Raw genomic sequence first — 21997 nt, 5'->3', positions numbered from 1 at the left:
GGCCCGACCGGTTTAACAGGCCCGACCGGTTTAACGGGAACACCGGGAGTAACAGGTCCAACTGGAGTTATTGGACCAATAACAACAACTAATTTATTATTTTACACTTTTTCAGATGGCGAAAAACTTATATATACAGATTCAGATGGGATAGCTCAATATGGTACAACACACATATTACCTCCTGATGAGGTTTCCTATATTAATTTGTTTATTAATGGAATACTTCAACCACAACCATTATATCAGGTTAGTAATGGTCAGCTAACTTTATTGGATAATCAACCACCAACGCAAGGTTCTTCAATTATTTTGCAATTCATCATTATTAATTAAAAAAGACAGATTCTTAAATAAAAAGAATCTGTCTTTTTGTTCTACATTAAAGTAGTTAAACTAAGTGACGATAAATTCGATTGTAATTGGAATTCCGCCGTCTAATGCATCTCCGCCAGGAATTGTAATAGCACCAGTAGGTCCAGTAGTAATACTGGAGTTCACACTAGGTTGAAGAATGCCGTTTACATAAAAGTTGTAATACGTAAAAGTTGGAAAAGCAGTTGCAGTAGTACCAGCATCGTTTAAACAAGCTGTAGCAGCAATTGCAAAAGCTGCACCTGTTCCTGTTCCAGCTCCTAGTGTAGATGTAAATCTTCTAGATGCCATAAATGGTTGGATGATTGGCAATTAATTCTCACCTCCTAAATTATTTTTTGAACGAAGTATAGAATAACTTGTCCGATATATTGTATGAAAGTTTTCTATAATAGAAACGGCTTCTTAATTATTGAGAGAGCATAATTTTAGTAAAGATATTGTTACTTATCTGAAAAGATGGTGTTGTTACTTGTTGGTTATATGCACATGCTTAGTTTTAATATTTAAATTAAAATGTGCTTTTGGACCTAAGAGATAAACGTGGAAAATTAAAATAAACTCTTAAGTTTAGGTGTTTAATCTAAGCAGTCAATTATTAAAAACATATAATTAATATGTGAGTCATGAACATAATTAAATTACGTTTTCAAGTTTGATTATCATTCATGTTTCCTATTTTAAGTGAATGAAACCTATGCACAATTTTTTAGCTCTTATAATAGGAAAACACTCAAATATAAAATAAGTAAGAAGGAAATAAATGTCACATAATAATTGTTTTGGTCACAATAATTACGTCATTAGCAGGTTTCTTTAGTGCAACAGCTGCATTAGCTCCATTATCACCTGTTCAAGTGCAGATACAAATATTAACTGCACCTGCAGCAAGTAATACGTTTACAGTACAGGGAGCACCTCTATTATTAGCACCAGCATTTGCTGTAATAGCGATTGGTGCTACAGCATCGGGAATCATACCTGAAGCTATCCCAGTAGCTGCTGGAGATAAAATACTGTTATATGTTTCATTAACAGCAGCAAGTCCAATAGCTGCATTAGCTGGATTTGTAAGTGCAGGTATTAATATCGTCTAACTTGTTACAATGGTTGTTTGAAATTTAAACTGACATTTGTATATAGCCCTTCCTAATTTTATTAGGAAGGGCTATATTTTATGGAAAGATTGGTGATAAATCAATTGAGAAATTACTCTTTGTTAAGTTGGTATAAAAAAATCAAAATTTATAATTTGTACTCTATTGTTTATGGAGTAAGTTATATCGTTTAAAAAATTACCAATAAACAAAAAAGATGAATTCTATTAAGAACAGAATTCATCCATTAAATAAACAGTGTACAAGGGAAGAAAGGTATTTATCGTGAGCGTTGAAATATTATTGTTCAAATTAGTAATAAACTATTTGTTTTTATTACAGTTGCATCCTTTTTTCTTTACATAGCCTTGCTCGGCTAAATCTCTTTGTGATTGGGAATTGGAAGATTGAGAATTCGAAGACTGAGAGGATGCTGATGAACTACTATTTTTATTATTAGAGTAGTTTTTTCGATAGTTATAATTACTCATAGTACTATCACCTCCAATTAAATATATAAATATTATATGTATGTACTCTATTAATTGTTACGAAAAAAATAGAAATGGAGATATACAATAAAAAATCTCCTGCGTATTTTCCGCGGAGATGAATAATTGTCTTTTCAGTATTTAAATTAATATCCCCAGTAAAGAGGGAAATAATATGAATCTTGGTAATATAAATTTTGTTGTGGATTAGGAGGCTGAGTTGTTGGGTTTATCGTGCTGCGATTCTGATTACAGTTTGCTGGAGGACCAATTACTGTAGTGGATTGAATAGGGGATATTGCTTGTTTCCATTGTTGTTCATCGAGACAGTAAGTATGAGCCATCATATTAGCGGGGGTTAATCTTAAAATATCAGAACCAAAAATAACTTCTGGGGTTGGGGCATCGAAAATAGCTAATAAATGAGTACCATCTGCTGTAGCAATCTCATAATGCCACCACGCTTGTGGAATGTTGGCAACTTGCCCTGGTTTTATCGGTAAGTTTAATATTTGGTTTGTAAAAGGATTAAGTAAGGAAACAACAGCAGATCCTGAAATACAGTAAACAAGTTCAGCTGCATTTTGATGAATATGTGGCTCTACAACATTTCCTGTACTTAAATAGATATCTAATAAAGAAGTATTTTCTAAAGTATTTAATTGTTTTATGCCAAGTACGTTTATATAATTTTGGGCATCTTTCTTAAAAAAATTACTTTTATTTAAATCATGGGTGAAATTGGTTGAGGGGGAAGTGTAGTCGATATTAGAAGTCATTTGTATTACCCGCCTTTCTTATATTTTCATGCAATTTGAATTTAGGATATGAGTCTAGTTATTGAAATGTGAAAGCGTTGCTGCCCTTGGTTTGTAAAGTGATAAAAATGTTCATTTGAATGCACTATAATTACAAGAGTTTCATTGCGAAAAAAGGTGCTATTAATTACAATTAATGTAAAAGATAGCGCTTTTTTAATTTGGAGTACAAGGGGAGTGCAGAAAATGAACCATACTATTTTAAAAGAGTTGGAAGTTGAATTAAAAAATTACTTTCAACCGTTTTTGAATGCACCTGCAACAATAGAAGAAATTCAATATGCCGAAAGTGAAATGGGAATTGCGTTTCCAGATGAATTACGTAATCTTTATCTTGCACATAACGGTGAGGATAAATCAGGACCAGGGTTGTTTTTTGGTTTGCCATTTCTCTCGTTAGATGAAGTTTTGGATGAGTGGAGAATATGGAAAAGAATTGAAGAGGATGATTTTTTTAATTTTGATGCATTTTCAATACCAACAGAATATATTAAGGAAAGATATGTGAATCACGATTGGATACCTATTAGTAAAGATTATGGCGGTAACAATTTAGGAATAGATGTTGATCCGGATGAAAAGGGGAAAGTGGGACAAGTTATTAATTTTGGACGAGATGAAGAAGTGAAATATGTAATTGCAAATAGAATTTCAGATTTGTTACTATTTATTTTACAAACGCTAAAAAATAAAAATTTCACCATTCATCAAGAGGAAGATTATTTATATTGGAGTTATGGTGCTAATGATAATATACATTTTTTAGACGCTTTATTTAATATTGAATTACCTGTTTTACAGCCCCAATTTATATTTCAATCTGAAAATAACGTTAATGATTGGTACGATAGTTTAGATGAGAATTGGAAATATATAGTGGGTGCATCTGAACGTGCAAACAGGTTTATTAGAGAGAAGAGATTATATTTAGGTGGAAAAGGGTTAGTAGATATTAGTCCATTACAAATGTGTACAGAAGTGAGAGAACTAATTTTATCCGGAAATGAAATTCGAGATTTAGCAGGATTAGAACGAATGAATTCTTTAAAGAAGTTATATTTAGTTAATAATCCGGTTCAAGATTTAACGCCAATCATACATCTAAAACACTTACAAGAAATGAATATAAAGAATACGAAGATAAATAATTTATCGGAACTTGTAGAAATGTCATCATTAAAAAAATTAAATATTACACATACAAGTATTCAAGATTTTTCGTTGCTACCGCAGTTTCAAAAATTAGAATCGCTTTCTGTACATATTTCAAATCGTGAGCAGCTCTATGCGATTTCGAGAGTAGATAATTTAAAGCATTTATATATTTTAGGTTTAGAGAATGTTAGTGAATTGGATTTGCTTGTTTTGCAAAATTTAAATAAGTTAATCAAAATTGAATTTGAAAATAGCATCATTGCTAATTTAAATTGTTTTCAACACAATGCGTCAATTCAAAATATAAAATTGACAGATACAAAGGTAAAGGATGGAGCGGCATTAGGTAAAATGAATGGGCTAAAGGAATTAGAATTAGATGGCGCAACAATTGATAACCTTGAAACGATTTGTTGTTCGCATTCATTAGAAATATTTACAGGAACGTTTGAACAATTTTTTATGTTAAAAGACTCGTTTGATAGAAATATAGATTTTTCAAAAATAATTGGAGGAATGAGTGAAGAAGAAAGTGAAATATGGCACCAGCATGTAATTGAATAGAAAATAACATTATTATGTAAATAAGTTTGTTTGTAGAAGGTGTAACTGTTTGACAGTTGATACTGCAATAAAGTGGTTAGGTGAAATAAATTATGTGTAACTGAATGTCACATCCCCCCTTAATCGTTCGTCTTGTATGTAGAACGTATAAGGAGGGATTTTATTATGAAAAATTTTGATGTAGCAATTGTTGGTGGTGGGCTTGCTGGATTAACAGCATCTATATATTTAGCGAAAGCTGGAAGGAAAGTTATTGTATTAGAAAAGTCCAGTCACTTCGGCGGTCGAGGGATGACTATAAATAAAAACGGCATTTGTATGAATCTTGGTGCACATGCTTTATATAGAGGTGGAGAAGCGTTTATAACTTTTAATGAGCTAGGAGTAAATCTTCCAGGTGGAATCCCATCTACAAAAGCAAATGGAATATGGAAAGGGGATATTTATACCATTCCAACAGATTTTCGCTCTATTTTATCAACACCGTTACTTTCATGGTCTGCAAAAGTACAGTTCGCTCGTCTTATGATTCATTTAGGAAACTTAGATGTAGGAAAAGTTCCGAAAATAAGCCTAACTACATGGGCAGAAAATGAAATTAAAGATCCAATGGTTCGAAATATATTTTATGCATTATGCCGAACAACAACATATACGTATGCTCCTACAATACAATTAGCATCTTCCGTAGTAAAGCAAATACAGCTTTCTATGAAAGAAGGAGTACTTTATGTAGATGGTGGTTGGGAGACGATAATAACAAATTTAAGAGGAATAGCGAATACTAGTGGTGTACAATTTCTGGCTAAAAAGCATGTTTTAAAAATAGAGCATTGTGAAGGAAAACAAAGAATACATTGTTTTGACGAGGAAGTATTTGAAGCAGGGGCAGTTATTGTAACAACTCCACCGAAAGAGGCATGTAAAATTATAAAAGGTACAGAAGGAACAAGTTTGCAAAAATGGAGTGAACAATCTATACAAGTGACTGTGGCAGCGTTAGATATTGGTTTAAAACAATTACCGAATCTTTTACATCATTTTGCATTGGGATTAGATCAACCTATATTTTTCACGAATCAATCGAGAGCAGCTAAATTAAGTGAAGATGGATCAATTGTAGTGAGTCTAATTAAATACCATAACCCTGTACTAGAACTGAATCATATTCAAGAAGAGAAAGAACAGTTAGAAAATATGATGGAGTTGTTACATCCGAATTGGAAAAGAGAAGTTGTTGCACAGCAATATTTACCGAAAATAACGGTAGTATATGATTTTCCTCATATTGACCGTGTTGAAAAACCAGGCCCTAACATACCTGGAATGCCAGGTGTTTATGTTGCAGGAGATTGGGCTGGGCATGATGAAATATTAGCTGATGCTGCGGTGGCAAGCGGAAAACGTGCAGCGTTACACATATTAAAGCAATCTGAAAGTGAGGCAGTTCATCATGGAAACGGAGCAATTATATGAAACGTATCAATCATTATTATTTTCGTTAGCATATAGAATCCTTGGGAGTGTTATGGATGCTGAAGATATCGTCCATGACGTATTTATATCACTTAATAATATGGAGGACGTTCAAACTATAGAAAATATGAGAGCCTATTTATGTAAAATGGTAACAAATCGCTCAATTGACAAATTACGTTCGGCAGCACATAAACGGAACGTATATGTCGGAATGTGGTTGCCAGAGCCATTTGTGGAAGAGGTTGATGATCCATCAGAGTCATTTGTAATGAAAGAATCAATTTCTACGGCATATTTATTACTTTTACAACAACTGTCTGAGGTAGAGAGAGTTGTTTTCATATTAAGAGAGGTTTTCAGTTATGAATACGAAGAAATCGCTTCAATTGTAGATAAGAGTAGTGCGAACTGCCGAAAAATCTTTCAACGTGCAAGGAAAAGTATTTTGGATAAGCCGAAGCAGTCAACATTAAGTACGAAGAAGATGGCTGCCTATGTGGAGAAATTTGTATCATCTTTGCAGTGTGGGGATGCGCAAGGCATGTTAGAAGTATTAAAAACAGATGCAATATTAAAAGCTGATGGTGGTGGTAAAACTACAACTGCAATCCATCCAATCTATTCTGCAGATAGAATTATACGTTTATTCTTTGGAATTAGGAAGAAGTTCCCGGAAGAGTACAATGTTGATTATAAAATGGTAAATGGAGGCCCAGGTGTTATTGTTAAAGTAAATAATAAAGTGACTTATGTGCTTTCATTTACATTTGAGAATGAGAAAATCTCAAACATTTATATGATGGTTAATCCTGAAAAACTTATGCACTTAAATGTAATGGTATAAAAAAAGACGCATTTCTTTAGAAGTGCGTCTTTTTTTTATTTCTCTAACATTTCAAGAGGTACATCTTTTTCGCCTGCTACCTCAAATTTAATTTCCCCATCTTCTTCATAAATACGTGAAATAATCGGTATAGTAATCATTAATTTTTTATGCTGTTTTCGTTTTCGAGCAGCATCTAAGCTAATCACGTTCATTGTAAGCATCCTTTCTTCTAGAAATATATAAACAAAAGAAAATGCGTCCGGAAAGGGCGCTTAATTGAATTTGAAATACCGATTCATTTAATTGGGGTTTATATGATTTAACAACTGCAATTGAATTAAAAATAGTATGAATGGAATAATTGCACGTAGAAATTAACTTTACCAAAAAACGAAACAATATGCTATAAAAAAATTCAAATCTTTGTCATATAACGAGAAAAAGGATTTCGTTTCGCATATAATGAAAGTAGACGGGCAGCAAGAGCTTTTTCATCATATTGCTTGGAAAGGCGATGAAAAGAATGGATACGTTAGATTCATTATTATTTCAACTTGAACAATATGGAGAAGAGCATGATCGAAACAAAAAAACACGGGAAGAAAAATTACGGAATATTTCTCGTGAGATGGGGCAATTTTTATCAATTTTAGTAAAAGGATGTAGCGCAAAAAGCATTTTAGAAATTGGAACTTCTAATGGTTATTCTACATTGTGGTTAGCTAGCGCGGTAGAAGAAACAAATGGAAATGTAACAACTGTAGAGCTTTCTTCAGAACGAGTTGGAGAGGCACTAGTCAATTTTGAAAAGGCAAACCTTTTACAAAGGATTGATGTTCATAATCAAGAAGCAGGGGCATTTTTAGATGTGCAACTAGATCATTCATTTGATTTTATTTTCCTAGATTCAGAGCGGACGCAATACATGTGGTGGCTTGAGCATATAAAACGCATTTTACAACCAAAGGGTTTTCTTGTTGTTGATAACGCAACCTCTCATGCAAGTGAATTAACCGAGTTTAGAAAAATGATTGAAGAAGATGAAATGTTTGAAACGGTGTTATTGGCATTTCAAAATGGAGCATTTGTAGCGCTTAAGAAGAGTTAGGATTGAGCGTAATATAATTATCACATTGAAAAAGGGTGTATGTCAAAAGATTGAGTACAGTAGGATGGGAAGGACGTAATTTATATACGTAACATACGAAGAATCCGCCTTCAGCATGTTGTTCTCTAGGTCTTAAGTCTGAGGAAAATAATGTTGAGAACAGGTATACTTATACTAAGAAACAGGGAATGACTGCATAAACAGGCATTTCTAAAAAAATCGATTTCAAGCAGTTAGAATGTATATGAAATACGATATAATAGATGAAATATAGTGCATATAAATTCGCACATATAAATAAAGGAGCGATTTTGTTGACTGAACTCGAGAAAAAAGAACCTGTATCCATTGTGAAAGATAATAATGTAGAAGTAGTAGTAGATACAGTTATAAAAGATCAAGAATTAGAGGAACTGAATAAAGAAGCTGATCTTTATGTACAAAAATTAAATAGCGAGCAAAATACGGATTTATCAAAAGTATTGTCACAGCTAGGAGATTTAGGGGATAAAGAGCAACAAGCAGCAGGACAAACGTTATCAGCATTAAAACGTCCTGTAACAGCGATGATGAATGGCAAGAATGAAGAAATTCCAAATACATTGTTAGAATTACGCAAAGTGGTATCAGAGCTTGATCCGAATTCATTAAAAGCAAGTGGTATGAAGAAAATTATGTTTAAAGTATTCAAGAAAAATCCACTTGAAACATACGTGCATAAATATCAATCTATAGATAAACAAATTGAAGAGATTATAAGATCCCTTCTAATTGGTCGTGACAACTTACAAGAAGATACAGTTGGTCTTGAAATGCTTAAAGAACAATCGCACGATAAAATTCACGCTCTTGATAAACAAGTATACTTAGGAAGAAAACTCGCTGGTATGCTGGAAGCTGAGAAACAAAATCCAGAACGTCAAAGAGATATTCCATTAATTAACGATGCATTAGAAAAAATTCTAGTACGTACACGAAATATGCAGCAAGCGAAAAGTGTACTATTACAATCTATCGCATCTGTAGACATTATTAAGAAAAATAATGAAAAGTTAACAGAGGCAATTCGTAATGCAATTACGATGACGCAAAACGTTGTAACAGTTTCAGCTGCTATCCAGCTAGCGTTAACAAATCAGCGTAAAACAATTGATGCAGTGAATGCGACAAATGAAGCAATTGAATCAATGGTATTAAGTAACTCACAAGCATTAAAACAAAATACAGAAGAGACAACAAAACTTCTTGAAAATCCTGCTATTAGCATGGATAAATTACGTGAATCATTCCAAAATGTATTTGCTGCGATTGAAGCTTCTGAGAAATCATCAGAACGTATTATCGAGTCAAGTAAGAAGTTTGTAGTTGAATTAGACACATTTAATGATGAAATGAAACAAAAACTCATTCAGCGTCCAAGGAAATAACAGACTTTTAGAGGAGGTGAAAAAATGAGTTTCATTCAAACAGTATTAGTACTATTGGGTACATTGCTATTAATCGCATTTACTGTCGTTGTTTTAGTTGTATATTTCGGACGTAAACTGTATTTTTCATGGACGAAACCATATAAAAGAGCACATGATTCTTTAGATAAGTTATCGAATAAATCATTACCGTTTTTACAAGAATTTACACAACACCCACTCTTTTATCGCTGGATTCGTACGGAAGGAAAGAAAGAACAATATACATTAAACACTCTTTTTTGTGCATCGGGTCAACGTACGAGAGAGCAAGTATTCTCAATGTTACCGAAAGAAAAACAGAAAAAAGTACATGTAATGGCAAAAACAACGAAAAAACTTACAAATGAAGATATTGATGTAGCGGCGATGAAAGTAAAAGATTTTTTAAGACAAGAAACGCAGCAAACAGTAAAACCATCAGACCTTTCGTTTTATAAATTGTATTTTTATGATCGATATCCAGATGCATTAAATACAATTCAAACGTATAAACGCTCAATAAACCCTTCATTACAAAGAACGGTTGATGAAATTACAATTTCAGTATTAAATGCCTTGCCGTATTATCAGGAGCAGCGTATGTTTGAACAACAACATAAACTTGAAACGTTCTTAATGAAAGATTTAACAGCGATGCTATCGTTAGTCGTACAATTACCACCTTCACAACGACCAGAAAAAGAAGAAGAATTAAAAATCTACTTGCAAAATTTCCAAAAAGAAATGGAAGTAGTCGAGCGAGATATTCGTGACTCGATTGATCACGATTTGAATGTGAAGATGAGAGCAGCGACTGAGAAGTTTAAAAATAAATAAATGAAAAGCGCCTTAAAGCTATAGTTCTTAGCTTTTAAGGCGTTTTTTTATTAGTTGTTATTTTGCTTTAACGGTTGTATGACTAGAAGCAACACTTTCATTATGCAATCGATCAACTGCAGTTACTACATATGTGTAGGTTTCTCCAGAAATAGCTGTTTTATCTACATAAATCTCTCCAAGTTTTGTTTTCCTTACAGTAGTAAGTAAATGTTTTGGATTTTGTATATCCACTTCATTTTTGCCATTCACACGGTAAATGGCGTAATAAGCAGAGTCATTCTCTCTATTATCAATGATACCTACTGCAATACCTTCATCTCTTGGAATAGCACCTTTTAAAGTCGGTTGTTTAGGTGGATCATGATCAAGCCAAGGCATAGGTGGGATTAATGCAGGATGTTTATATATGTCGTTTGTGAGTCTATCTTTAATGCCTAGAGGATTGTTATTAATATCTTTTAAGCTGAAATGCATACTACCTTTTATCTCAGGAGATAACCGGTTTAATGTAATTTGTCTTGGATATTCTTCAGGATCAGACCAAGCGGGGACAGAATTATTATTAATTTTATAGGCTGCCTGACCGATGTATAGGTGAATCGGTTTATTATGTGTTTCTTTTACCCACCAATCTACTAATATGTCATATGCAGCTGGTGTGAAACCAATATTCCAATATATTTGCGGTGTAATGTAATCAATATAACCTTTTTGTATCCATTCACGTGTATCAGCATAAAGGTCATCATAGTTTCTTTGGCCTGCAGTTGTGTTAGAGCCAGTTGGATCGTCAGCTATATTTCGCCATACGCCGAACGGACTTATGCCAAACTTTACGTATGATTTTTCTTGTTTTATAGCAGTATTTAAACCTTTGACAAGTTCATTTACATTGTCACGTCGCCAATCTTCTATATTTGTAAATTTACCGTTATTATATGCTTCGTACGTTTTTTGATCGGGGAATTGTTCGCCCGCTACTTTATATGGATAAAAATAATCATCCATATGCAACGCATCAATATCGTAATTTTGTACGATTTCTAAAGCACCTTCAGTTATAAACTTTTTCACTTCTGGAATACCAGGGTTGTAATATAATTTCCCGCCATAAGGTACAACCCAATCCGGATGTTGTTTTGCAGGGTGATTATTCGATAATCGATTTATATCGGAGTGATTCATCGTTATTCGATATGGATTAATCCATGCGTGGAATTCTATATTTCTTTTATGTGCTTCTTCAATCATAAATGCGAGTGGATCATATCCAGGGTCTTTTCCTTGTGTCCCCGTAATGTATTCAGACCAAGGACCGTAATTTGAAGGATAAAAAGCATCAGCAGTTGGTTTAATTTGTACAACGACTGCATTCATACCAGTGTTTTTTACATCGTCTAATAATCTAATAAATTCTTGCTTCTGATTTCCGACGGGTAAGCCAGTTTTTGAGGGCCAATCAATATTAAGAACAGATGCGATCCATACAGCACGTAATTCATATTTTTTATACGTAGTATTTACTTCAGCATAAGTAGAGTGAGGAGAAATGAAAGAGAAAGGAATAAAAAAGATGACGATACAACATATCACTAATAAACGTTTCATGATTATTTATACGCCTCCCTATTATATGGTTAGCTAATATGATATCCGAGGTGAGGTTGTACTTACAATTGAGAAAAATAAATATTGAAACATTAATTTAATAGGAAAAATATTTTTACTGAAATTTACTTTCAATATAACTAAATTCTTTTACTTCTTCATATGCTTGTTAGTAAAGTGAAACTTCCTTTCATCCGAAGGGGATAATTTATAAGTATAGGAGGATTAATAAATGAAGGTTTTATTCGTTTGTTCTGGAGGGATGTCCAGTGCAATTGTTGTAAACGCTTTAAAAAAAGAGGCGGAGAAAAAAGGTGTAAACATGGAAGTCCATGCCATTGGAACAAGTGAGATAGAGGAAGAAGTAAAGAATGGCTGGGACGTTGTAATGGTTGCACCTCAAGTAAGACATAGATTTGACTCTGTTAAAAAATTCGCAGAAGAGGAATCTATCCCGTGCGGTATCATACCGCCACAAGCATACACGCTGCTTGGCGGACCGACTTTATTAAAAACTGTAAATGATTTAATTAGTTAGGGGGAAGCGTTATGAATAAATTTGTCACGTTTCTTGATAGAAACTTATCTGGACCGATGGCAAGGCTTTCTGAACAGAGGCATTTACAAGCAATCCGTGATGGAGTTATTTCAGCGTTACCATTTATTATTGTAGGAAGTTTCTTTTTAATCGTAGCATTTCCACCATTACCGAAAGATAGTTTCATATCTGTTTGGGCATTAAAAAATCAAACAAGTATATTAATACCATATCGTTTAACGATGTTTATTATGTCTTTATATATAGCATTTGGAATAGGATATAATTTAGCGAAAAGTTATAAGCTAGATGCTTTATCAGGAGCACAGCTTGCAGTATGTTCATTACTATTAACATTAACGCCTGAATTAATTGATAAAAAAGGGTTTATGCTTCCGATGACAAATCTCGGGGGTCATGGATTATTCGTGACAATGATTGTTTCTATTTTATCAGTTGAGATATTAAGATTTTGTAAGACGAAAAATGTAATGATTAAAATGCCAGAACAAGTACCGCCGTCTGTTTCACGTTCGTTTGAAGCACTTATACCTGCTGCATTCGTTATTATTTTAATGAGTTTAGTAACTGTCGTTTTTAGTATTGATTTACATCATGTAGTTGATAAATTAGCGGCACCGTTAGTAAAAGCTGGTGATAGTTACTTCGGTGTAATCATTCCAGTATTTTTAATTACATTTTTTTGGTCATTCGGAATCCATGGTGTGTCGGTTGTTGGAACTGTTGCCCGGCCATTATGGGAAGTATATTTAGGGAAAAATGGTGAAGCAGTTGCTAGTGGCGCAAATCAGTTACCATTCATTTCACCAGAACCATTATACCAATGGTTTATATGGATTGGTGGTTCGGGCGCAACGCTAGGACTTGTATTAGCCATGATCGTATTTGGTAGATCGAAATATTCGAAAGCATTATCGAGAAGTTGTATTGTACCTGGTATTTTTAATATTAATGAACCTGTTATTTTTGGATTGCCAATCGTACTAAACCCAATATTAATTATCCCATTTATCATTACACCACTAGTAACAGCAACTATTGCATACTCAGCAACTGCGATGGGGTTTGTTACACCAACACATATAATGCCTCCATGGACATTACCAGCTCCAATTGGTGCATATTTAGCAACAGGTGGGGATTGGAGAGCGATTGTACTCGTATTTATAAACATAACAATATCCTTCCTTATTTATTTACCATTCTTTAAAATGTACGATAAAAACATGCTTGAAATTGAGAAAAATGGTGATGGGGAATCTGTTAATCCGTAAGTTTTATATTTTATTTTTGAGTGATAGGCATTTTGTCTATCACTTCTTTCACATGAAGTCCAGAGAGGGTGAAATGGAATGAATATAAAATTTAGTTATAAAGGTGTATTTTTATTATTATTTGGAGTGATATGTGCAAATTTACTTTTTGTACCTTTATTAAGAATGCTAGATTTATCACAAATGCATAGTATATGGCTCGTTACAAGCATTGCGGCAAGTATTTTGCTTACAGTAGTTGTTTCTTTCATTGATGGATCGTTCGCATCGAAAGCTCAGTTGTTTTATAGATTTATATTATTTTCGATCGGTTGTACGTTTGTAACTTACATGATTGTTTTTTAGTAAATAGGAGGTCATGCATGTTATGTATATTGCAGGGATAATGTCCGGTACTTCGTTAGACGGAATAGATGTAGCACTCGTTCATATAGAAAGGAGTGGTGTAGGCTCTAAAGTTGAACTCATCCATTTTACTACTGTACCATTTTATAATGATATGAAAAATGAGATCCAGCAGGCATTATCAATAGAAAATTCAAATGTACAACTCATATGCAGTTTAAATTTCAAACTCGGTTTATGCTTCGCAGGTGCAGTAAAGGAAGTTTGTAAAGAGGTCAATTTTCCTTTGAAACAATTAGATTTAATAGGTTCTCATGGACAAACGATTTATCATCAGCCAAAGCAAGATGGTAATATGATTCCTTCCACATTGCAAATTGGAGAACCAGCAGTTATAGCATATGAAACGAATACGACGGTTATTTCTAATTTTCGAACGATGGATATCGCAGCAGGGGGACAAGGTGCACCACTTGTACCATATTCGGAAATCATTTTGTATCGTCATCAAACTAAAAATAGACTACTACAAAATATTGGCGGGATCGGTAATGTTACCGTAATACCAAGTCACCTAAGTGATAAAAGCGTTATAGCTTTTGATACTGGTCCAGGGAATATGGTAATGGATGAAATGTGTCAAAGGCTATTTCAGTTGTCATATGATCAAAATGGTAAGATTGCAAAACGGGGAGTAGTTGTAGAAGAGATTTTGACATATTGTATGAACCATCCATTTTTGAAAATGAATCCACCGAAATCAACTGGTAGAGAACAGTTTGGAGAAGAATTTGTCAGTGAGTTATTGAAACGGTTTGAAAAACATAGTAAAGAAAATATATTGACGACTGTCACGATGTTTACGGCAAGTTCAATCGTTCATCAGTATAAGGAGTTTATTCTGCCGTATTATGAAATCGATGAGGTGATTTTAGGCGGTGGCGGCAGTTATAATCGTACACTTGTTGAAATGATACGGTATGGATTGAAGAATGAAAAATGCGCCATATTCATTCAAGAAGATATAGGCTATTCTTCAGAGGCGAAAGAAGCAATCGCCTTTGCCATTTTAGCAAACGAAACGTATCATCGTAATCCGAGTAATGTTCCAAGTGCAACAGGTGCAAAGCAATCTGTAGTTTTAGGGAATATAACATTCCCTCCAATTTGAAGAGAATGAGGCGAACATATGAAATATATGATTGGAGTAGACGGCGGGGGAACAAAGACAGAAGCAATTGCATTTGATCAAGACGGAAGTGAACTTGAAAGGGCTACGAGTGGTTTTGGAAATATATTAATAGATTTTGAAGAAGCACTTTTTCATATTATGGAAGCGATTGATCAATGCCAGAGAGGGTTATTAAATGGGAATTGCGTTTGTATTTGTTTAGGATTAGCGGGTGTAAGTGGAGCAAATACGAATGAGTTAACATTACGTCTAAAAAAGAAGTACGGAACACAAATTGAAGTTTTTAATGACGCAACGATTGCTCATGCAGCTGCTTTAAAAGGAAAGGATGGAATTTTAACAATTGGCGGTACAGGTGCGATTTGTTTAGGAAAGAAAGGAGAAGTGTACGAGTATAGCGGTGGATGGGGACATATTTTAGGAGATGAAGGAAGCGGATATTGGATTGGGTTACAAGGTTTAAAGAGAATGGCAAATCAATTTGATCAAGGAGTTCCACTTTGCCCATTAAGCTTAAGAATTCAAGAAGAGTTTCAACTTTTGACATCGTCTCATATAAAAAGACTAGTATATAGTTTTTCAAAAGATAAAGTTGCAGCAATTGCACCATTCATTATTGAGGAAGCGAGAAATGGGAATGATGATGCACATGAAATTATGGTGCAAGCGGCTACGGAATTAACGAGAATTACGGTGAATATTTACAATAAGATGCAGTTTGATTTATCAACTTCAATTGCAGTAAGTGGCAGTATATTACGTTTCGTTCCTGAAATATATGCTGAATTTAAGAAATGCTGCGAGAAAAGTATGGGAGAAGTTATATTTGTATCACCATCAGAACTAGCAGTGAAAGGAACCTATTACTTAATGAAGAATTTATATTTTAATAAATAGCGGTATGAGAATTTTTGTATGATTTGTAAAAATATGATGTTAAGATGTATAAAGGGATGTAAAGTAAGAAAAGTACAATATACATAGTCATTGAATATTGTATAAGTACTCCCATGTAGAAAGTGAATGATTACATGATTAATAGTATACAATTTTTGTATTTGGTGGTTTCTTATTTATTTGGAAACATATTGACCGCTTATATAGTGACGAAATGGAAACATAATGTTGATATTCGGCAGGAAGGAAGCGGCAATCCTGGCGCAAGAAATATGGGGCGCGTATATGGAAAAGGTTATTTCGTCGCTACATTTTTAGGTGATGCGATCAAAGGGGCAATCGTAGTTTCTATTGCAAAATACCTTTTTGAAGATTCTACATTTGTAATGTTAGCTTTACTGGCTGTTTTACTTGGACATATTTACCCGATTGCATTTAAAGGCAAGGGTGGAAAAGGGATTTCAACATTTATTGGAGGATTAATTGCATTTGATTATTTGATAGCGCTTACCCTTGTTGCTGTTTTCATTATATTTTATTTAATCTTTAAAGGATTTACTAAGCCAGGACTAATTACAATCGCTTGTTTACCAGTGTGCATGATTTTGTATTCTTACTCTATTGTTACGACTATTTTAAGTGCACTTATCATTGTACTTATTTTATATGTAAATCGAGAATGAAATGAACTTTTTATAAGTGGAGTTAATCTCCACTTATAATTTTTATTAAATATATAAAGGAGAGAAGGCATGGGGTTAATTTATAAAGTTGCTGATCAAGCTTGGGAATTTGAAAGTATACATAAGTTGAATTATAAAACATTTGTAGAAGAAATTCCGCAACATGAAGAAACGAAAGAGCGTGTTCGTATAGATCGTTTCCATGAAGAAAACACATATTTAATTTGTTTAGATGACGATAAGTTAGTAGGTATGGTTACATTGCGAGGAAAACGACCATTCTCGTTAGACAATAAAATTCCAAATCTAGATTATTATTTGCAAGAACATGGAGAAAACGTATATGAAATTCGTTTACTTTCAGTAGAACGTGAATATAGAAATGGAAGAGCGTTTTTAGGTTTAATTCGCTTTTTACATCGTTATTTGCTTCTAAACGGATATGAATTGGCACTCATTTCTGCTACAACACGTGAACTACCTTTATATGAGCAAATGGGATTCAAATCTTTCCATACGTTAGTTGGTACAGAAGCAGCAGCCTTCCAGCCAATGTATGTTACCCCTGCTATGTTTGAAGCATCGAGTGTTGGGGGAATTATGACGAAAGAATATACGTTTTTACCTGGTCCAGTAGATATTGAAGAAAATGTTCGAAAGGCATTTTCTACTAAGCCTATTTCGCATCGTTCTAAGTTATTTCAAGTGACGATGGACAATGTGAAAAAACGGTTACTTCACATGACAAAAGCAAAGCATGTACAACTTATGTTAGGAACAGGGACGTTAGCAAATGATGCTATTGCTTTACAGTTACGTTCTTTAAAAGGGAAAGGACTAGTATTAACAAATGGGGAATTTGGTAATAGATTAGTTGGACATGCATCACGCGCACAATTACATTTTGATACGTATAAAAAAGAAATGGGAGAACCGTTTATTTATACCGAATTAGAAAAAATAATGGGAACTGGCAATTATGAATGGCTTTGGTTTGTTCACCATGAAACATCAACCGGAATGTTAAATGATTTAGACGAGCTAAATGTTTTAAGTAAAAAGTATAATGTGAAGCTATGTGTAGATTGTATCAGTTCGATTGGAGCAATACCGATAGACTTGAAGGATGTATATTTTGCAAGCGGTGTTAGCGGAAAGGCAATTAAATCGTTTACTGGATTATCTTTCGTTTTTTATAATCATAATGTGAAAGTAAACGAGACATTACCGGCCTATATGGACGTTGGTATGTATGAAGAAAATGAAAGTATTCCATATTCTCATTCATGGAATTTAATGTATGCACTGCAAGAAGCATTAAAGAGATTTGAAGATGCAAAAGCATTTGAAAAAATAAACGAGACGTATGCATATATTGAACAAGCTATTACTAATATGGGTTTAAATCTTGTTTCACCTAAAGAACATGCCGCGCCCATTATAGTTACCATTCAATTAAATGAAAATCAATCTTCTAAGGCGATTGGTGATGCGTTAGCGTTACAAGGATACATTGTTCATTATGAGTCATCGTATTTACAAAAGAATAATTGGATTCAAATTGCATGTTTAAATGATTATAAAGAACGCGATACAAAGAGGATGTTAAATTGTTTGCAAATGTGTATATTACAGAGTGGGGTACATATATAAAGACTTTTTCTTAATATAGATGGTTTCGTATAAAGGAGTTGCTACATACGAAAACTTAGGAATAGACCATTGGAAGAGGTGTTAGTATGATAACTAAAAAACTACCGTTACATATAGACGATATTAAAAAAGCCCAAACCATTTTAGACAGAAATGCTCGTAAAACGCCACTAGTAAAATCTTTTTATTTGACTAGTAAAACAGGCGGAGAAATTCACTTGAAATTAGAAAATATGCAATTAACGGGTTCTTTTAAATTTCGTGGTGCGTTTAATAAAATGTCACAGTTGACAGATCAAGAAAAAGAGAGAGGAGTAATTGCTTGTTCCGCTGGTAATCATGCGCAAGGAGTTGCTTTATCTGCTCATTTACTTGGTATTAAGAGTAAAATTGTGATGCCAATTTCTGCCCCTCAGGCGAAAGTTGAAGCAACTAGAGGATATGGATCAGATGTGATTTTATACGGTGAAACTTTTGATGATGCGAAGGCAAAATGTGAGGAGATAATAAGGGAAACAGGTGAAACATACTTACATCCATATGATGATGTAGAGGTAATGGCTGGTCAAGGTACAATTGGTTTGGATATTCTTGATGATATGTGGGATGTTGATACTGTCATTGTACCAATTGGCGGAGGTGGAATTATTTCTGGAATTGCTGTTGCATTAAAATCATTTAATCCATCCATTAATATTATTGGTGTCCAAGCAGACAATGTTCATGGGATGAAGGCATCTTATGACAAAGGTACGATTGTAGAACATTATGAGGCACCCACTATAGCAGATGGTTGCGCAGTTAAAATACCAGGCGATTTAACTTTTGAAGTAGTAAAAGAATTAGTAGATGATATTGTAACAGTATCAGAAGGTGAATTAGAAGTAGCGATGAAAGACTTATTACAACGTGGTAAAGCTGTTGTAGAAGGGGCTGGCGCATTAGCTACTGCTGCTCTACTTGCAGGGAAAGTGGATCCATATATTAAAGGGAAAAAGGTAGTCGCGGTTATATCTGGTGGAAACGTAGACTTGCAGCGCATTTCCAGTGTTTGTGAGCAATTTTTTGTAGCTAATGAAGTGAAATAGTATTCAAAAAAATAATGTTATGAACGAGGAGCTAAGAGAATTGATCTTAGCTCTTTTTAGTTATACTTGAGCTGAAGTAAATAATGACTCCATTTTCATTTTACTCTTTTCTCGAATTTCAGCATCTGCATGGCGCATTACAAATTTATGCGCTATAGCGATTGCTAAAACATCATCTAATAAGCCAATCCCAATAATAGCAGCTATATCTGGAATGAAGTCGATTGTTAATACGTAATAGGATAAAGCGGCTAATATTATAAATTTCGCTTTAGTAGGTAACCCTTTTTTTCTCATTGTGTAGTATAAAATAATACTTTCATATACGCTAGATTTCCCAAGGTTTGTTGAGCTTTTTTTGAATTTTTTCCAAAGGGTCTGTTTCTCCATATAAACACTCCTTTTACAAAAACATAGATTTTTTAAAAGGATAGACAAAGAAGTAGTGAAATAATCAATTTTATTGTATATTTCCATAAAAATAGGAAATTACCTGTTCAAAATAATAGAATGTTGGTTATGTAACGACTTACAGTGTTTTGTTACATAAGTATGTACAGTAAAATGTATGTGGAGGATTTATTTATTATTAAAAATTGAATACCGGGTATGGGGGAAGAAAAATGAAGATAATAGAACTACCAATTGAATTTGAATTTAACGGGGCAAAACAATGTATTTATCCGAGCTTACTTATATTAAACAAGGAATTAACTTTAGTAGATACGGGTTATATCAATTTTTTACCTTTAATTGAAGACGCAATTTTAAAGCATGGATATGAGATGAAAAACTTAAAAAATATAATTATTACTCATTATGATGACGATCATATAGGATCTTTATATGATTTCAAAGTGAAATATCCTCACGTTAATATTATTGCTAGTGAAATTGAATCCCACTACATTAATGGTGAAATAAAATCGGAGAGGCTAGTTCAAGCTGAAGACATGTTACAACGTATGCCAATTGAAGAGAAAGAATTTGGTGAGTGGTTTATACAACAATTAAAAAATATAAGACATGTTTCCGTCGATGAAAAAGTATATGATGGTCAAATGATTTTGAATGATACATGTCAAATTGTAGCGACACCAGGACATACTTCGGGGCATATTTCATTATATTTTCCAAATCTAAACTGTGTAATTACAGGGGATGCGGCCGTTCAAGATAATTGTGAATTAGAAATAGCTAATCCGAATTTTTGCTTAGATTTAGAAAAAGCGGAAGAGTCTTTAAAGAGAATTAAAAACCTTAAAGCAGCAACGTATTATTGTTATCATGGAGGAAAACTCATTATATAAAATAATAAAAAACCGATCTTTCTTATATTGAAAAGATCGGTTTTTTAATTCATAGATTCTGCAATTTGAATTAAATCCTTTACGTTATATTTTCCTTTTATATAGCGTTTGTTACCAATTGCAATTGTATATTGAAAACCATTCTGCTGAAAGATAAGCTCATATGCTGAATCAAAATGAGGATTATATAATGCTTTTATATTATTTTTTAAGCTGTAGAACTTAGCTCCCCTAAGTGAATAGAAGTATAATTTGTTTTGAACTGGTGAAACAGTGATTTTAAAAATCCCATTAATATCTTCATTGTAGTATTGGAGGTTTAAGTAATCGTTATAGATGTACCCTTGAAATTCGTGAATTTCGAACGGGAATTTTGTAGGAGTAAGTATATGTTCCTTACACTTGATTTCATATTCTTTTACAATAGTAGCTTCTTTCATAAATGGATTCGTTCCATCATAAATTTGATTAATTTGAGATATTTTATTGTTTTTTGTTATTATTTCTAAAATGTAACCGATAGTAAATTCGCCATCAGTTTCTTTGAAATAGGAAATAAGAATTGTAGTATCTTCTTTTGGAGACGGTACTATTTTAATTTCATGAATATGTTTATTTGTTTGGAAAGTAGGTAGTTCAATCCCTTCTGTTACATATGACCGCATTAATTTTTTATCATTTTTGAGTAAAGCTTGTTTGAATTCACTTATTATATCTGTTTGAGATTTCGCCATTATAATTGTGGTGGATTGAAAATATAGTAAGAAAAATACGCAAAAAATTTTTATGAATGTATTAGTCAATTTTATCACCTTGTAACTATGTTTCCTTAACATTGAAATATATATGTATAGGAGGGAAGAAGATGAGTTTATTGCTTGATGTAATAATGGCTATAAGTACATTTTACCCTCGAAATGACATGAAACTAAAACATCATATTGCAAAGTTAAGTGAATTCGAGTGGTTTCGAAGGCTACACGAAGATGCAAAGTATACAAAATTAATTTGGAGTAATAGAAAAATTAAAAAGTTTATTTTGTCTCCTACTAATATGGAAGCATTAATAAAATCAGAGAAAAAACAAATAGAATTTGTCCAACTAGTACACGATGAATATAAAAAAAGAAGATAAGAATTTTTTTATTTTTCATATTTGGCGAAACAAATGGTACAATGAAAGCTAA

At 33.2% G+C, this 21997-nt stretch carries 23 protein-coding genes and 1 pseudogene; 18 read left to right on the top strand and 6 right to left on the bottom strand.

From position 1 onward, the window contains the following. Positions 1–336 (top strand): DUF4183 domain-containing protein (locus DM800_RS20385; protein ID WP_147787486.1); only part of this gene is annotated, 336 nt, incomplete at its 5' end. A gap of 60 nt (positions 337–396) precedes the next feature. Here DM800_RS20385 and DM800_RS20380 read toward each other — a convergent pair. Beyond that, a complete protein-coding gene (locus tag DM800_RS20380) occupies positions 397–687 on the bottom strand; it encodes a DUF4183 domain-containing protein (RefSeq protein ID WP_001121646.1) in 291 nt (96 codons plus the stop codon). A 482-nt stretch (positions 688–1169) separates the two neighbouring features. Between DM800_RS20380 and DM800_RS20375 the strand changes: the two are divergent. Next, a pseudogene (locus tag DM800_RS20375) lies at positions 1170–1472 on the top strand (exosporium glycoprotein BclB-related protein); the annotation flags it as partial. A gap of 637 nt (positions 1473–2109) precedes the next feature. Here DM800_RS20375 and DM800_RS20370 read toward each other — a convergent pair. After that, complete coding sequence (locus DM800_RS20370; RefSeq protein WP_098146872.1) at positions 2110–2742, bottom strand: cupin domain-containing protein; 633 nt, start codon at positions 2740–2742, stop codon at positions 2110–2112. 225 nt (positions 2743–2967) lie between these two features. Here DM800_RS20370 and DM800_RS20365 point away from each other — a divergent pair, with 225 nt between their 5' ends. The 3 genes from DM800_RS20365 to DM800_RS20355 all read left to right on the top strand — a co-directional run bounded on the left by DM800_RS20365 (position 2968) and on the right by DM800_RS20355 (position 6823). Next, the gene (locus tag DM800_RS20365) at positions 2968–4500 is read left to right on the top strand and encodes an SMI1/KNR4 family protein (protein WP_147787485.1); all 1533 of its coding nucleotides are present in this window, start codon (positions 2968–2970) and stop codon (positions 4498–4500) included. Positions 4501–4665: 165 nt separating this feature from the next. Then, complete coding sequence (locus DM800_RS20360; protein WP_147787484.1) at positions 4666–5976, top strand: phytoene desaturase family protein; 1311 nt, start codon at positions 4666–4668, stop codon at positions 5974–5976. Beyond that, a complete protein-coding gene (locus DM800_RS20355) occupies positions 5954–6823 on the top strand; it encodes a sigma-70 family RNA polymerase sigma factor (protein ID WP_098146866.1) in 870 nt (289 codons plus the stop codon). Before DM800_RS20360 ends, DM800_RS20355 begins: the two co-directional genes overlap by 23 nt. 35 nt (positions 6824–6858) lie before the next feature. On the opposite strand, the gene DM800_RS29330 is transcribed toward DM800_RS20355, so the two are convergent. Further along, positions 6859–7017, bottom strand: a complete 159-nt coding sequence (locus DM800_RS29330; RefSeq protein ID WP_001100983.1) for a hypothetical protein — start codon at positions 7015–7017, stop codon at positions 6859–6861. A gap of 302 nt (positions 7018–7319) precedes the next feature. Here DM800_RS29330 and DM800_RS20350 point away from each other — a divergent pair, with 302 nt between their 5' ends. The 3 genes from DM800_RS20350 (at position 7320) to DM800_RS20340 (ending at position 10198) form a co-directional block, all read left to right on the top strand. Next, positions 7320–7913 (top strand): O-methyltransferase, encoded by a 594-nt coding sequence (locus tag DM800_RS20350; protein WP_147787483.1) that lies wholly within the window; start codon positions 7320–7322, stop codon positions 7911–7913. Between the two features lie 314 nt (positions 7914–8227). Continuing rightward, a complete protein-coding gene (locus DM800_RS20345) occupies positions 8228–9340 on the top strand; it encodes a toxic anion resistance protein (RefSeq protein WP_000137411.1) in 1113 nt (370 codons plus the stop codon). 24 nt (positions 9341–9364) lie between these two features. Next, positions 9365–10198 carry a DUF3974 domain-containing protein gene (locus DM800_RS20340; protein WP_000008384.1) on the top strand — a complete coding sequence of 278 codons (834 nt, stop codon included), beginning with the start codon at positions 9365–9367 and terminating at the stop codon, positions 10196–10198. Positions 10199–10255: 57 nt separating this feature from the next. On the opposite strand, the gene DM800_RS20335 is transcribed toward DM800_RS20340, so the two are convergent. Further along, positions 10256–11815, bottom strand: coding sequence for a glycoside hydrolase family 10-like protein (locus tag DM800_RS20335; RefSeq protein WP_147787482.1), 1560 nt, complete (start codon positions 11813–11815; stop codon positions 10256–10258). Positions 11816–12041: 226 nt separating this feature from the next. Between DM800_RS20335 and DM800_RS20330 the strand changes: the two genes are divergently transcribed. The 8 genes from DM800_RS20330 to tdcB all read left to right on the top strand — a co-directional run bounded on the left by DM800_RS20330 (position 12042) and on the right by tdcB (position 19500). Then, a complete protein-coding gene (locus DM800_RS20330; protein ID WP_147787481.1) occupies positions 12042–12347 on the top strand; it encodes a PTS sugar transporter subunit IIB in 306 nt (101 codons plus the stop codon). Positions 12348–12358: 11 nt separating this feature from the next. Beyond that, positions 12359–13642, top strand: coding sequence for a PTS sugar transporter subunit IIC (locus tag DM800_RS20325; protein WP_048546835.1), 1284 nt, complete (start codon positions 12359–12361; stop codon positions 13640–13642). Positions 13643–13720: 78 nt separating this feature from the next. Further along, positions 13721–13987, top strand: a complete 267-nt coding sequence (locus DM800_RS20320) for a hypothetical protein (RefSeq protein WP_060488784.1) — start codon at positions 13721–13723, stop codon at positions 13985–13987. Between the two features lie 22 nt (positions 13988–14009). Next, complete coding sequence (gene anmK, locus DM800_RS20315) at positions 14010–15158, top strand: anhydro-N-acetylmuramic acid kinase AnmK (protein WP_147787480.1); 1149 nt, start codon at positions 14010–14012, stop codon at positions 15156–15158. 18 nt (positions 15159–15176) lie between these two features. Next, complete coding sequence (locus DM800_RS20310) at positions 15177–16076, top strand: BadF/BadG/BcrA/BcrD ATPase family protein (RefSeq protein ID WP_147787479.1); 900 nt, start codon at positions 15177–15179, stop codon at positions 16074–16076. 134 nt (positions 16077–16210) lie between these two features. After that, positions 16211–16759 (top strand): glycerol-3-phosphate 1-O-acyltransferase PlsY, encoded by a 549-nt coding sequence (gene plsY / locus DM800_RS20305; RefSeq protein ID WP_147787478.1) that lies wholly within the window; start codon positions 16211–16213, stop codon positions 16757–16759. A 69-nt stretch (positions 16760–16828) separates the two neighbouring features. Beyond that, the gene (locus tag DM800_RS20300) at positions 16829–18412 is read left to right on the top strand and encodes an aminotransferase class V-fold PLP-dependent enzyme (protein ID WP_147787477.1); all 1584 of its coding nucleotides are present in this window, start codon (positions 16829–16831) and stop codon (positions 18410–18412) included. Positions 18413–18498: 86 nt separating this feature from the next. Then, positions 18499–19500 (top strand): bifunctional threonine ammonia-lyase/L-serine ammonia-lyase TdcB, encoded by a 1002-nt coding sequence (gene tdcB, locus DM800_RS20295; protein ID WP_137015557.1) that lies wholly within the window; start codon positions 18499–18501, stop codon positions 19498–19500. 60 nt (positions 19501–19560) lie between these two features. On the opposite strand, the gene DM800_RS20290 is transcribed toward tdcB, so the two are convergent. Further along, positions 19561–19890, bottom strand: a complete 330-nt coding sequence (locus DM800_RS20290; protein WP_147787476.1) for a YkvA family protein — start codon at positions 19888–19890, stop codon at positions 19561–19563. A 233-nt stretch (positions 19891–20123) separates the two neighbouring features. Here DM800_RS20290 and DM800_RS20285 point away from each other — a divergent pair, with 233 nt between their 5' ends. Next, complete coding sequence (locus tag DM800_RS20285; protein WP_147787475.1) at positions 20124–20810, top strand: MBL fold metallo-hydrolase; 687 nt, start codon at positions 20124–20126, stop codon at positions 20808–20810. Between the two features lie 44 nt (positions 20811–20854). On the opposite strand, the gene DM800_RS20280 is transcribed toward DM800_RS20285, so the two are convergent. Next, entirely contained in the window at positions 20855–21646 is a 792-nt protein-coding gene (locus DM800_RS20280) for a hypothetical protein (protein WP_147787474.1), read from the bottom strand. A gap of 29 nt (positions 21647–21675) precedes the next feature. Here DM800_RS20280 and DM800_RS20275 point away from each other — a divergent pair, with 29 nt between their 5' ends. Further along, a complete protein-coding gene (locus DM800_RS20275) occupies positions 21676–21945 on the top strand; it encodes a hypothetical protein (RefSeq protein ID WP_147787473.1) in 270 nt (89 codons plus the stop codon). Positions 21946–21997: the final 52 nt, after the last annotated feature.

Origin of the sequence: Bacillus sp. AY18-3, assembly GCF_008042305.1 — a bacterium.
GTDB classification, from domain to species: domain Bacteria; phylum Bacillota; class Bacilli; order Bacillales; family Bacillaceae_G; genus Bacillus_A; species Bacillus_A wiedmannii.
Note: the sequence above shows the minus strand (reverse complement) of the source record. Positions and strands in the feature narration are given on the sequence as shown.

Coding starts and splice junctions, on each gene's coding strand:
- DM800_RS20370 (WP_098146872.1), bottom strand. CDS start 2,742: ATGACTTCTAATATCGACTACACTTCCCCCTCAACCAATTTCACCCAT.
- DM800_RS20365 (WP_147787485.1), top strand. CDS start 2,968: ATGAACCATACTATTTTAAAAGAGTTGGAAGTTGAATTAAAAAATTAC.
- DM800_RS20360 (WP_147787484.1), top strand. CDS start 4,666: ATGAAAAATTTTGATGTAGCAATTGTTGGTGGTGGGCTTGCTGGATTA.
- DM800_RS20355 (WP_098146866.1), top strand. CDS start 5,954: ATGGAAACGGAGCAATTATATGAAACGTATCAATCATTATTATTTTCG.
- DM800_RS29330 (WP_001100983.1), bottom strand. CDS start 7,017: ATGAACGTGATTAGCTTAGATGCTGCTCGAAAACGAAAACAGCATAAA.
- DM800_RS20350 (WP_147787483.1), top strand. CDS start 7,320: ATGAAAAGAATGGATACGTTAGATTCATTATTATTTCAACTTGAACAA.
- DM800_RS20340 (WP_000008384.1), top strand. CDS start 9,365: ATGAGTTTCATTCAAACAGTATTAGTACTATTGGGTACATTGCTATTA.
- DM800_RS20330 (WP_147787481.1), top strand. CDS start 12,042: ATGAAGGTTTTATTCGTTTGTTCTGGAGGGATGTCCAGTGCAATTGTT.
- DM800_RS20325 (WP_048546835.1), top strand. CDS start 12,359: ATGAATAAATTTGTCACGTTTCTTGATAGAAACTTATCTGGACCGATG.
- DM800_RS20320 (WP_060488784.1), top strand. CDS start 13,721: ATGAATATAAAATTTAGTTATAAAGGTGTATTTTTATTATTATTTGGA.
- anmK (WP_147787480.1), top strand. CDS start 14,010: ATGTATATTGCAGGGATAATGTCCGGTACTTCGTTAGACGGAATAGAT.
- DM800_RS20310 (WP_147787479.1), top strand. CDS start 15,177: ATGAAATATATGATTGGAGTAGACGGCGGGGGAACAAAGACAGAAGCA.
- plsY (WP_147787478.1), top strand. CDS start 16,211: ATGATTAATAGTATACAATTTTTGTATTTGGTGGTTTCTTATTTATTT.
- DM800_RS20300 (WP_147787477.1), top strand. CDS start 16,829: ATGGGGTTAATTTATAAAGTTGCTGATCAAGCTTGGGAATTTGAAAGT.
- tdcB (WP_137015557.1), top strand. CDS start 18,499: ATGATAACTAAAAAACTACCGTTACATATAGACGATATTAAAAAAGCC.
- DM800_RS20290 (WP_147787476.1), bottom strand. CDS start 19,890: ATGGAGAAACAGACCCTTTGGAAAAAATTCAAAAAAAGCTCAACAAAC.
- DM800_RS20285 (WP_147787475.1), top strand. CDS start 20,124: ATGAAGATAATAGAACTACCAATTGAATTTGAATTTAACGGGGCAAAA.
- DM800_RS20280 (WP_147787474.1), bottom strand. CDS start 21,646: ATGTTAAGGAAACATAGTTACAAGGTGATAAAATTGACTAATACATTC.
- DM800_RS20275 (WP_147787473.1), top strand. CDS start 21,676: ATGAGTTTATTGCTTGATGTAATAATGGCTATAAGTACATTTTACCCT.